Source organism: Bartonella sp. M0192, assembly GCF_016102305.1.
In the GTDB taxonomy this organism is placed as follows: Bacteria; Pseudomonadota; Alphaproteobacteria; order Rhizobiales; family Rhizobiaceae; genus Bartonella; species Bartonella apihabitans.
The window spans coordinates 190234-201998 of the sequence record NZ_JACFOU010000001.1; the positions used below are offsets into that span (position 1 = coordinate 190234).

The following is an 11765-nucleotide window of genomic DNA, read 5'->3' on the forward strand; positions in this document are numbered from 1 at the left end:
GATGCATTAAGACCTGATTGCTGCATTGTTCTAAAAGACAGAAATAGAGCTTTGAAATAAAACGCCTTGTTTGCGGGGGGTGGGCAGCAGAGATTACAAAAGAAAAGCCCCAAAGGAAGAAAATAAAAAACGCTTGGCTTAAGGGAGCAGGCAGCAGACGTTACAAAGGGAGGAAATAAAAAACGCCTGCTGCGGGAGGGAGCAGCAGACGTTACAAAGGGAAAGCCTCAAGGGAAGGAAAGGCTTTCCACACAGAGCCCGAGGGGGAAGGCTCTGTGAGCTTTTAGCGTGCTGTACGGCGAGCAATCGCCGCAATCTCTGAACGGGTAATGCCTAGATCGTTTAGCTCATGAGCAGAAAGACGGCTCAATTCATTATAAGTTGTACGATAACGGCGCCATTTATTAAAACTACGAAGAAGATTCATGACACTCACCTGATTTATATTATTATGTTTGAATTTGTTGAGGCGTATATAAGCCTGACTTTATTGATTGAGGAGTGACAAGATTGCATAGCTGCTGTGCAACGTTTAAGCAATTTGCGTATTTTTTAGTCACAATTCATTAAGAATTGTCCGCCTTTTGCCTCATTCCATGACATTTCGCCTTATTTACGAAATAAATCTTCGTTTTTTGCCATAATTCCTGTCAAAAATTTCATGAGAATTGTTTTAAATTAAACCAAATTACAAATTTGAAAGAACGAAATTCTAGTTACCTGTGCAAAATAACTTGTAAGTTAACGATATTTTCTACAAAAGTTCATAAATCATGGTTAATTTTTCGTTTAGAGTAATTCCTATCACGAACTTGAAATATATTGTCGGCATAAGCAAATAATTTTTTGACGAGCGCTATTGTTTATTCGCGCGATCGTTTGCGATCTCGAAACTGTCTTGGCCAAGAAACCCCTGATCTGTTTCAATCAATCGCGGCATATCGATTGCAATTGTGAAACAAGAATTTGCTGTGTAACACGCCTCATAGACATAATGTTGTTTGAGAAAAGTGGACAGTTTTGTAGAAATCTCCGGTAAATCTATCAAAACATCGCTTAGCCGGTTTTAAAAATATTTTCGCTGAAATAATCGCTATTTTTCTCCGATGCCTCCGTTTTGAAGCTTGATCAACGTGGCCTCTGATCACTTCCGGAAAGTATCGGAAACAATGATAGCTTTAAAAAAGCTGCCGGAACTCATCCGGCAGCTTTTGATTAAAATTGCACTTTTTATTTTTTAACCACTTATTCAGTGACGGAAATGCCGCATGCCGGTAAAGACCATAGCGATGTTGTTTTCGTCAGCTGCTGCAATCACCTCGTCGTCGCGGATAGAACCGCCGGGCTGGATGACCGCTGTTGCACCCGCTTCAACCGCCGACAATAATCCATCAGCAAACGGGAAGAAAGCGTCGGAGGCAACAACCGAACCTTTGGTCAAAGGCTCGCTTATCCCTGCAATTTTAGCTGCATCAAGCGCTTTATGCGCAGCGATACGGGCTGAATCCACACGGCTCATCTGACCGGCACCAATGCCGACTGTTGCATTATCCTTCACATAGACAATGGCATTTGATTTGACGTGTTTGGCAACCTGAAACGCAAATTTGAGATCGCGCATTTCCGCTTCGGTCGGTTGGCGTTTTGTGACTACCTTCAATTCGAGATCGTCAATTACACCATTGTCGCGCGTCTGAACCAACATGCCACCAGATACGGTTCTCATTGTCAAACCGGGAGCGCGCGGGTCAGGCAGACCACCGGTAATCAGAAGACGCAGATTCTTCTTCTTGGCAATAATTTCGCGGGCTGTTTCTGTAGCGTCCGGTGCGATAATAACTTCGGTGAAAATTTTGGTAATTTCGGTAGCGCAATCTTCGTCAAGCGGACGGTTAAGCGCGATAATACCACCAAAAGCCGAAACAGAATCACAAGCCAAGGCTTTGAGATAGGCTTCTTTCAACGTTTTGCCTTTGGCAACCCCGCAAGGATTGGCATGTTTGATGATAGCGACTGCAGCAGTCTTTTCCGGATCGAATTCGGCCACCGTTTCAAAGGCTGCGTCCGTATCATTGATATTATTATAGGAAAGCTGTTTTCCCTGTAAAACCTGCGCGGTTGATACACCAAAGCGCTTTTCACCGGTCAGATAAAAACCCGCCTTTTGATGCGGATTTTCACCATAGCGCATGATTGTTTCGAGCTCGCCGCCAATTGCACGCCATTTCGGCGTATCAATTTCAAGCTTCTCGGCAAACCAGTTCGATATTGCTGCATCATATGACGCTGTACGGGCAAAAGCACGGGCAGCCAACATACGGCGGAAAGAAAGCTTCAGACTGCCTTCATTTTTATCAAGCTCGGCCAATACCAGATTATAGTCATCCGAATCTGTCACAACTGTAACATAGGCATGGTTTTTTGCAGCCGCACGAATCATTGCCGGTCCGCCAATGTCGATATTTTCGACAATGGTTTCATTATCGGCACCGGAAAGTCTTGTTTCCTCGAACGGATAAAGATTGACAGCAACAAGATCAATGCCGACAATTCCGTGCTTTTTCATTGCGGCCTGATGTTCGGGATCATCACGGATTGCAAGTATGCCTCCATGAATTGCCGGATGCAGAGTTTTGACCCGACCATCCATGATTTCCGGAAAACCGGTAACTTCGGAGACATCTTTGACAGGCAAACCGGCTTCAGCCAAAGCCTTTGCAGTACCGCCTGTCGAAATAAGCTCGACGCCATATTCATGAAGTCGCGTCGCAAAGTCGATAAGACCGGTTTTATCCGATACGGAAATAAGAGCCCGACGCACCCGAAGCAAATCGGGCGCGGGAATGTGTTTCGATGTCACAGTCATAGTATTGTTCCTGAAATTTACGCAGAAGAAATAACCTTAACTGCCATAGCACAGGAAGTTGGAAAAAACACGCTGTGAATAGAAAAGTGAACGGTTTTGACTTGAAACTTTTAGATAAGCTCTTTTCGAACTATCTTCATTTTCAGGTCAAATACTTAGCTTGCACCGGTAATACGTGTAAAACGCCAACGGACTTTTTCGGTGAGAACCGGCCGAAAATTCAAGACAATCTGCCGTGTCCTTTTGGGGCCGCTTGCATCTGCAAAGTCGATTGAATCTTCAAGCTGGATATCGGCATCGGGAGAAATAAAATTCCACACGTCTCCCTTCAAAACTTCCAGACGTAAGCTGTTCCCATCATGGCTCACCTCGACATGCGGGTGAAGATGGAAACGCACCGCTACATTATCACGACCATCGCTCTTGATAGATTTACCGGCAGGAGCATAGAAGGAATCGTAACCGTCAATAATATTGCCATTGGATGTAAGCAGCAATCCACGTTCGTGAATCATATTGAATGATCCGACGTAACCGTTATGACTTGCGACAAAACCGATACGATCCGGTTCTTCAACCCGCTTTATATTGACAATTGTCGGGCCGCTTATGAGGGCTGCGCGGTCATTGCCTTTCCGCTTATAGAATTTACCGGAAGAGGTATCATTCAATGTTGCAGTCGAATGGGCTGCGGTTGCCCGCGCCATCAAAGCATAATCGGCCGGTCCATAAGGGTCGATTCCTGCATTGATAATAAACCGGTCGGCACCGGATGACATTTCGAATGAAAGACAGCCTGCGGCCGCCTGATAGGAAACCTGACGCGGCGGTATGGTTCCGGTATCGGCAATGATGGTTGTGTTATTGGCATAAAGTCTTTGATAGCCGGAATAGGGAGCATGTGAAAAAGGCATACCGGCTGTCTCGTCGAGTTTTAAAACAACTGCCAACCGTTCCGGCAACACCGGTCCGACACCGTTAAAATGGGCAAGCGTCTGATCCTGATGAACAAAAAACCGCAAAGCCGGTAACATGCGTTCAACCGAATCAACCAATATTCTCGGTGCAGTCTCTTTGCTATGGGCATAAAGGTGACGCAATGCGATAAGATCGGTCAAAAGCGAAAGCAATGTTGCAGGATTGCGTGAAATATGCCCGCCATCCGGCAATATTTGTCGGGTCAAAGAGCGGGTAAGCTGTGCCTGTGCTGCCTTCTTCATGGAAGGAGAAACCGGCAAACAAATGGACGCAAAGCATAACGCCGTTGCCGCCTGAAGACGGTTTTCATCCTCGTCCATATTGCGGATAGCCGTTCTTAGAAACCGTGCATGAAAACCCAATGCACGCATGAAACGACGTTCGAAATTTTCATTTGCTCCATCAAGCAACATTCGTGCATGGCAAAGCCAGGAAATCAGTCTTCGTGCCGCAACATCGGGATACCAGGCAGGCCCTTTGACATGTTTTCCGGATTGTTCAAGCCAGTCATTGAGCAAAGAACGGGCATGGGCATTGGCAAGAGGGGTGCGTGCCGCATCAAGATGCCGGAGCCAACTGAAATCGTTAAGTGCTGCTTCCCAGGCCGGCGTTGGCGGTTCTATTGCAAAAGGCGAGATTGACCCTGTTTGCACAATTCGTCCGGCAAGTGCGAACCGGCCATGATAGAATTCATGCGCCATTTCCGGATCGGCCAAATGAAGATCAACCGGTTCGGCCAGAATGCGCTGCGGACGAAAGCCGGAAAAACGCCAACGGAACAACGGCCCCACACACACACGCCGCAACACACGCATCGCAGCATAAAGCGCCGGCGATGTTTTATATTGCTGATCAACTGTAGTGGACACGATCGGAACTCCAAGAAAACAAACTTGAGTGTATTTTCTTTGATTAAGGTGAATGATTGGTTAATTTTGGTAAAAAACTCGCAATAGACCATCGCGATCAAATGAAATTATTATCATCTATTTTTGGAAAAAAGCTGAAATATTTTGCCGGTTTTCAAGCGTTCAGGATTGAAATATCGGCGTTAATAATTCCGGATTCTGCCCATCAGCAATTTAAAATTCACAAAACAAATTTTCAAAAAATTGAAGGTGTCATAGCCCCATTTCTCTTTTGTCAGAATATACCGGAGAAGCCGAAAAAATAGCGAGGTTGCGAAAAGCTTAAGCAATACGTTTGAATCTCGCAGCAAAAAAGCCGTCCATACCCGATAATAATGGCGTTTGTCCTTCAAGATCGGCAGGAGTTGTCCGCAAAACTCCGTTTGATAAAAGCTCTTTTCTTCCCTCCACTTCCTCGTCACGAATTGGCACGAGCTTGATGTCATTGCGGCTTGAAAGGATGTTATTGACCAGCTCTTCACCTTCCTGTCTTGCAATCGAACAATTTGCAAAGACAATCAAACCGCCAATTTTGACAAGCGAAATGGAAGCGACAAGAAGTTCAAGCTGTAATTTCGCAAGTTTTTCAACGTCACGAATATCTTTTGTCCATAAAATATCAGGGTGTCTTCTGATTGTTCCGGTCGACGAACAGGGCGCATCAAGTAAAACAGCATCGAAAAGCTCTTGCGGTTTGAAATCTTTGAGGTTGCCTGCCCATGTCGCAACCTTCAAATTAAGCCGTTCCATATTGCGTTGTAAACGTTTCAAGCGGTTTTCAGAAAGATCGATTGCTGTCACATGGGCGCCCTGAATGGCAAGTTCTGCCGTTTTTCCGCCGGGTGCCGCACATAAATCTGCAACAGCTTTATCTTTAATATTGCCGAGCAAACGGGCGGGAAGAGAGGCGGCGACATCTTGCACCCACCAGTCCCCTTGCTGATAGCCTTCAAGATCGCTTACCGCCCCATCGACATGTTCAAGCCGGACTGTGCCGTTAAAGAGAACATGCCCGCCGAGTTTTTCGGCCCAAATTTCTGGGGTGCTTTTGACGGTAATATCAATTGCTGGTTCATTTGCCTGTGCGGCCAATATTTTTGCCGCCTTTTCGCGACCATAGTTTTCAACAAGCATTTCCGAAAACCATGCCGGAATATTTTCCGTGGCCGGGCTTTGCGCCCGTTCCTTATCGGCATTGCGGGCAAGTTTTCGCAAAATCGCATTGACAAGGCCGGAAAAGCGTTGATTGCGCGGGTCGCTTTTAGCGGCCGTGACTGCAAGATCAATTGCCGCATGGTCGGGAACGTCAAGATAGAGCACTTGTGCTGCCGCAACATGGAGAAGATGCCTTAAGGACAGGGCATTTTGCGGCAAAGGCCGATCAAGATAAGACTTAAAGATTCTTTCAATATCGGCACGATGGCGAAGTGCTGCCCCCAAAATGGCGCGCACCAGCATACGATCGCGCATTTCAAGTGCCAAATATTGGGGATGCCCGTGCTCATTATCAGTGAGGCCATCAAGCGAAGTCTTTTTGTCAACCACTGCCGAAAGAAGGCGGGCTGCGGCCTGTCTTGCCGGAAGTCCCGGAACAGGCACTGCGGATTTTTTTTCTGACAAACCGGATTGATCTATTTTACGTTTAGTTGCCAATATCGACTCGTTATGACCATGGACCTTTCGGCGTGTTATTGCGCATCCATGACGGACGTTCAACAGTGCGGCGCATATTTTCCCATGGCGAACCGCTTGTTGTCGTAATATTCATTTCTTCGGCCTGTTTGCGCAAGGCTGCAATACGATTTTCTGTCGAGGGATGGGTCGAAAAAAGATTATCCGCCCCGCTGCCATTCAGGGGATTGATGATAAACAAATGTGCCGTTGCCGGATTATGCTCTGCTTCCTCATTGGGGATAGTTTCAACACCTCGGGCAATTTTGTTCAAAGCCGAAGCAAGCCATAGCGGATTTCCGCATATTTGCCCACCGCGTTTGTCGGCCGCATATTCACGTGTTCTGCTGATCGCCATTTGCACAAGCATTGCAGCAAAAGGCGCCACGAACATCGCAATAATTGTACCGATAATACCCGATGAATTGGAGTTGCCATTGGAATCGCGGCTACTGCTGCCGAAAAACAACGCGAAATTACCAAGCATCGAAATGGCACCGGCAATCGAAGCGGTAATCGTCATTGTCAGCGTATCATGGTTTTGCACATGTGACAGCTCGTGCGCCATGACTCCGGCCAGTTCTTCCGGACTAAGAGCGTTCAACAGACCGGCTGTGGCGGCAACAGAAGCATGTTCGGGGTTGCGCCCTGTTGCAAAAGCATTGGGCTGGGCATCATCAATCACAAAGACTTTCGGTTGGGGAAGACCGGCTTTTTTGGCAAGGTCACTGACAATCCGGTAATATTGGGGGGCGCTCCGCTCATCAACCTGATGCGCGCCATACATACTCAAAACCATTTTATCCGAATTCCAATAGGAAAACAGATTCATTCCGGCTGAAACGAGAAATGCGATCACTGCGCCATTACTGCCGCCAATCAGGTAACCGACGCCCATTAACAGTGCCGTCATGAAAGCAAGAAGCATGGCGGTACGCATAAAATTCATTGTCAACAACTCCGATATAACGCATATTTGTCCTTATATGATGGTGAATATTTCCGTTTTCTTCAATGGAAGACCTATGAAAAATGACTGACAAACAACAAGAACAAAATATAGAGAATAAAAATTCCGTAAAAAAAGAACTTCCGCCTGCTGCACAAAGAGCACTGAAAGAAGCTGAAGAGCGGCGTAAAAAAGCCAAAAAAACCGATGCGCCGAAGGAAATTGGTGGCCGTGGTGGCAACGATCCTTCACGCTATGGCGACTGGGAAATAAAGGGGCGGGCTATCGACTTCTGATTTTTGAAAGCTCGTTCAAATAAACCTCGCTTTATTGAACGACTAAGCCTGTTTCAATCGACATTGATTTGCTTTGCGCGATATTGCTTAACAAGACTACTCTTTTAATATGTGTCAAAATAATTTGTTACACCAATTTTCAAAACCGGCTTTTACAAGCTGTTGCTTCGCGTTTCGCCAATTTTTATTTCAAGCTTGAGTTCATCAGAAAAACATTTTCCCGTAATGATGTTCCTGTTATTATTTCCATTCTGTAATGGACAATATAGAAAGCTTTCCCGCCTTTCCGGTTTGATCGGATAGGCTCTGGCACTTTTTAAAAAGCTTTTCTCGTTGCATGCCACAGATAGTTGATCGTAAACCGGTCGTCTGCCGGATGAAAACCATTGCTGCACTGAATTTCAGCTACAAAGTTATACCCCGAGATAAAAATGAAAAATGCGGGAAAATCAATCTATTCGACATTTAAGTGTCACACAAAAATTCCAACAAAAAACGGGCATCAAGTGCCCGTTTATTTGACTTTTTTAAAAACTTGTCGGAAGTCCCGAAAGCTTCAATTTTAAAAGCTTATTCTGTCGGCTGGGCTGCTTCTTCAGCAGGAGCAGCAGCGGCAGCTTTGGCTTCTTCTTCAGCCTGTTTGGCAGCAGCAATACGTTCCTGGGCTTTTTTGCCGGGCTGCGCTTTATTCGGATTGTTGCGGGGCTTGCGTTTGAAAAGACCGGCAGCATCAAGGAAACGTGCAACGCGATCTGTCGGCAAAGCGCCATGTCCGAGCCAATATTGAATGCGCTCGTTATCCATCTTTACGCGATCATTCTCGTCGGCAAGCATCGGATTCCAGAAACCGACACGTTCGATAAACCGGCCATCGCGCGGGCTGCGGATATCGGCGATAACGATATGATAGTAAGGACGCTTTTTTGAACCTGCGCGTGACAGACGAATTTTCAACGACATGTTTTATCTCCTATTGTCGGTTTTGGCTTTTTACCAATCGGGTTGCCGCCGGCCTTTTCGTGTTCCGGCAGAATTGTTTCCTTATTTCGAATTCAGTTTCAAAGCTGTCGCTTCGTGGTGACGAATGACTTCCTTGACGATAAAATTTAAAAATTTTTCCGCAAAATCGGGATCAAGATGGCTTTCTTCAGCAAGCTTGCGCAGACGAGCTACCTGACGTTTTTCGCGTGATGGATCGGCGGGCGGAAGGCCATATTTTGCCTTTAATACTCCCACAGCTTTGGTGCAGCGAAACCGTTCGGCAAGGATATGCACAAGTGCGGCATCAAAATTGTCGATTGATTCGCGAAGTTGCAAAAGCTCTTCAGGAATTTTCGTATCACTCATAATCTTCAACGTTTCTTCGTTTTTCAATGCTTCTTCGGCAGACCGGGAAGCCCCGGAAATTTGGTTCCACTTGAAGGTAATCCGGGTAGAGTCCCGCCACCAAGACCGGGAAGCTTGTTTCCAAGACCGGCACTTTCAGCCTGTTTTTGAATTTTTTCCAATTGCTTGGGATCCATTGACGAAAGGTCGGGAAGTCCGCCGCCCAAGCCGCCAAATCCCAATTTGGCGCCAATGCCGCCCATCATCTTCTGCATCAGACCGCCTTTGCCTTTGCCGCCCATCATTTTCATCATGTCGGCCATCTGGCGATGCATTTTAAGAAGTTTGTTGATGTCGGCCGCATTGGTACCCGAACCTTTGGCAATGCGTTGCTTGCGGCTATGTTTCAAAAGATCGGGATTGGCACGTTCTTCTTTGGTCATGGAAGAAATAATGGCCAATTGGCGGTTAAAAAGATTGTCGTCAAGACCGGCAGCAGCAATCTGGTCTTTCATTTTTCCGATGCCCGGCATCATGCCGAGAATGCCGCCCATGCCGCCCAATTTTTTCATTTGCTTGAGCTGTTCGGCCAAATCGCTCAGGTCGAATTTGCCCTTCTGCATTTTTTTGGCAAGTGCGGCGGCTTTTTCCTGATCAATCGTTTCGGCAGCTTTTTCAACCAGCGAAACAATGTCGCCCATGCCCAGAATACGATCGGCAATGCGGCGCGGATGGAATTCTTCCAGCGCTTCCATTTTTTCGCCGGTTGCAATGGCCTTGATCGGCTTGCCGGTTACAGCGCGCATTGAAAGGGCAGCACCACCGCGCCCGTCACCATCCATACGTGTCAATATGATACCGGTAATGCCCACACGCTCGTCAAATGAACGGGCAAGGTTGACAGCATCCTGACCGGTCAGACTATCGGCAACAAGCAATATTTCATGTGGTGCGGATTTGGCCTTGATGTCGGCCATTTCGACCATAAGCGGCTCATCAATATGGGTGCGACCAGCAGTATCGAGAATAACAACATCCTGACCGCCAAGTTTTGCAGCCTGAACAGCACGGGCTGCTATTTCAACCGGTGTCTGGCCGGCGATGATCGGCAATGTCGGCACATGAATCTGTTCGCCGAGCTGGCGCAATTGTTCCTGAGCTGCCGGACGACGTGTATCAAGAGAAGCCATCAGAACTTTTTTGTTCTGCTTTTCAGTGAGACGTTTGGCAATTTTTGCCGAAGTTGTGGTTTTACCTGAACCTTGCAGGCCGACCATCATGATAACAACCGGTGAGGGTGCATTGAGATCAATAGAAATGCCTTCTGTGCCAAGCATTTCCACCAACTCGTCATGAACGAGTTTGACAACCATTTGCCCCGGTTTGATTGATTTGAGCAAATTGGCACCAACCGCTTTTTCACGGACACGGTCGGTAAAGGAGCGCACAACATCAAGTGCAACATCGGCTTCGATCAGCGCACGACGAACCTCACGCAGAGCGGTTGCAACATCCTGCTCCGACAAGCTTCCCCGCCCTGTCAGATTGTTCAGAATAGTGCCCAGACGTTCCTGTAAGGAATCAAACATTGTCTACCTCTTTAATAAGCCAACAAACCCGAACCAAACGAAACACCCACCCGAGGGCGCATCGCGCTGTCGGATGTTGACCTCCGGGATCTCTTTATACCGTTACGGGTCCCGGTCGGTGGCTCCAAGTCTGATAAGCTTGTCGCAGATTTAAAGCGTCTTAAAACAGCAAAAAGAACCTTTTGTCAAGGTTGAAGCGTCAAGGCCAAAGCATATTCTGTAACTATAATATATAATAATGTGTAATCCCACTTGGTTTCGGGGGCAACTTGTTATAAGCGATAAACAACATTTTACCCGCAAAAGGTCAGGTTTTTGAGAAGGAACAGCTCGAATGTTTTGTAAAAGCGCGATAAAGGCCGGTTTTATCGGCTTGGCATTTGCCGCAACCACAGGAGTTGCCCTTGCAGCTCCAAAATGCGGAAGTACTTCGGCCGGTTTTGAAAACTGGGTAGAGGCAACCAAGCAGGAAGCAGCAGCAAACGGAATTGGCAAACGTGGCATAGCCGCTTTGAACAATGTGCATTATGCCCAAGCAACCATCAATGCAGACCGTGGTCAGAAGAGTTTCAAATTGAGCCTTGACCAATTCATGAAAAAACGCGGCTCCTCAACCATTGTTGCCCGTGGCAGAGTGATGAAAAAGCAGAATGCGGCACTGTTTGACCGGCTCGAGAAAAAATATGGTGTTGCATCCGGTCCGGTGATTGCCATTTGGGGAATGGAAACAAGTTTCGGTTCCTATATGGGAAAACAACATACCTTATCGGCCGTTGCAACCCTTGCTTATGATTGTCGTCGTAGCGCATTTTTTACCGACCAACTTTATGCCGCTTTAAAGCTGATTGACCGCGGAGATTTTGACCCGAATTCTATTGGTGCCATGCATGGCGAAATCGGGCAAACCCAATTCTTGCCGAAAAACGTTCTGCTTTATGGCGCCGATGGTGATGGGAACGGTCATATCGACATGATCAATTCTAAGGCCGACGCGCTTGCTTCAACATTCAATTTTTTGCGCGCCCATGGTTGGCAACCGGGACAGGGTTATCAACCCGGAGAGCCCAATTTTGCCGCCATTCAAGGGTGGAATGATGCAAGCGTTTACCAACAGTCGATTGCCATTATGGGCAAACAGATAGATGGTAATTGATAAAACAACCGGCCGTGAAATTGCGGTTG

The 11765-nt window shown here is 46.9% G+C and carries 10 protein-coding genes; 2 read left to right on the forward strand and 8 right to left on the reverse strand.

Annotation, left to right across the window (positions count from 1 at the left end):
- Positions 1-283: 283 nt before the first annotated feature.
- The 5 genes from H3S82_RS00895 to htpX form a co-directional block, all read right to left on the reverse strand.
- A complete protein-coding gene (locus H3S82_RS00895; protein WP_077973196.1) occupies positions 284-427 on the reverse strand; it encodes a DUF1127 domain-containing protein in 144 nt (47 codons plus the stop codon).
- An 822-nt stretch (positions 428-1249) separates the two neighbouring features.
- Positions 1250-2866, reverse strand: coding sequence for a bifunctional phosphoribosylaminoimidazolecarboxamide formyltransferase/IMP cyclohydrolase (purH, locus tag H3S82_RS00900; protein WP_077973197.1), 1617 nt, complete (start codon positions 2864-2866; stop codon positions 1250-1252).
- A 155-nt stretch (positions 2867-3021) separates the two neighbouring features.
- Entirely contained in the window at positions 3022-4659 is a 1638-nt protein-coding gene (locus H3S82_RS00905) for a heparinase II/III family protein (protein ID WP_198233101.1), read from the reverse strand.
- 375 nt (positions 4660-5034) lie between these two features.
- On the reverse strand, positions 5035-6405 hold the full coding sequence (locus H3S82_RS00910) for an RsmB/NOP family class I SAM-dependent RNA methyltransferase (RefSeq protein WP_210326721.1): 1371 nt from the start codon (positions 6403-6405) through the stop codon (positions 5035-5037).
- A gap of 10 nt (positions 6406-6415) precedes the next feature.
- Complete coding sequence (gene htpX / locus H3S82_RS00915; protein ID WP_198233094.1) at positions 6416-7372, reverse strand: zinc metalloprotease HtpX; 957 nt, start codon at positions 7370-7372, stop codon at positions 6416-6418.
- Positions 7373-7455: 83 nt separating this feature from the next.
- Between htpX and H3S82_RS00920 the strand changes: the two genes are divergently transcribed.
- Positions 7456-7668 carry a DUF1674 domain-containing protein gene (locus tag H3S82_RS00920; RefSeq protein ID WP_077973200.1) on the forward strand — a complete coding sequence of 71 codons (213 nt, stop codon included), beginning with the start codon at positions 7456-7458 and terminating at the stop codon, positions 7666-7668.
- A 570-nt stretch (positions 7669-8238) separates the two neighbouring features.
- Here the strand turns inward: H3S82_RS00920 and rpsP are convergent.
- The 3 genes from rpsP to ffh form a co-directional block, all read right to left on the reverse strand.
- Positions 8239-8628 carry a 30S ribosomal protein S16 gene (gene rpsP, locus H3S82_RS00925; RefSeq protein WP_077973205.1) on the reverse strand — a complete coding sequence of 130 codons (390 nt, stop codon included), beginning with the start codon at positions 8626-8628 and terminating at the stop codon, positions 8239-8241.
- Between the two features lie 81 nt (positions 8629-8709).
- Positions 8710-9015: a chorismate mutase gene (locus tag H3S82_RS00930; RefSeq protein WP_198225607.1), complete on the reverse strand. Its 306-nt coding sequence runs from the start codon at positions 9013-9015 to the stop codon at positions 8710-8712.
- Positions 9016-9038: 23 nt separating this feature from the next.
- Positions 9039-10583 (reverse strand): signal recognition particle protein, encoded by a 1545-nt coding sequence (gene ffh / locus H3S82_RS00935; protein ID WP_077973207.1) that lies wholly within the window; start codon positions 10581-10583, stop codon positions 9039-9041.
- A 334-nt stretch (positions 10584-10917) separates the two neighbouring features.
- Between ffh and H3S82_RS00940 the strand changes: the two genes are divergently transcribed.
- On the forward strand, positions 10918-11736 hold the full coding sequence (locus H3S82_RS00940; protein WP_198233093.1) for a lytic transglycosylase domain-containing protein: 819 nt from the start codon (positions 10918-10920) through the stop codon (positions 11734-11736).
- Positions 11737-11765 lie beyond the last annotated feature (29 nt).

Coding starts and splice junctions, on each gene's coding strand:
- H3S82_RS00895 (WP_077973196.1), bottom strand. CDS start 427: ATGAATCTTCTTCGTAGTTTTAATAAATGGCGCCGTTATCGTACAACT.
- purH (WP_077973197.1), bottom strand. CDS start 2,866: ATGACTGTGACATCGAAACACATTCCCGCGCCCGATTTGCTTCGGGTG.
- H3S82_RS00905 (WP_198233101.1), bottom strand. CDS start 4,659: ATGCGTGTGTTGCGGCGTGTGTGTGTGGGGCCGTTGTTCCGTTGGCGT.
- htpX (WP_198233094.1), bottom strand. CDS start 7,372: ATGAATTTTATGCGTACCGCCATGCTTCTTGCTTTCATGACGGCACTG.
- H3S82_RS00920 (WP_077973200.1), top strand. CDS start 7,456: ATGACTGACAAACAACAAGAACAAAATATAGAGAATAAAAATTCCGTA.
- rpsP (WP_077973205.1), bottom strand. CDS start 8,628: ATGTCGTTGAAAATTCGTCTGTCACGCGCAGGTTCAAAAAAGCGTCCT.
- H3S82_RS00930 (WP_198225607.1), bottom strand. CDS start 9,015: ATGAGTGATACGAAAATTCCTGAAGAGCTTTTGCAACTTCGCGAATCA.
- ffh (WP_077973207.1), bottom strand. CDS start 10,583: ATGTTTGATTCCTTACAGGAACGTCTGGGCACTATTCTGAACAATCTG.
- H3S82_RS00940 (WP_198233093.1), top strand. CDS start 10,918: ATGTTTTGTAAAAGCGCGATAAAGGCCGGTTTTATCGGCTTGGCATTT.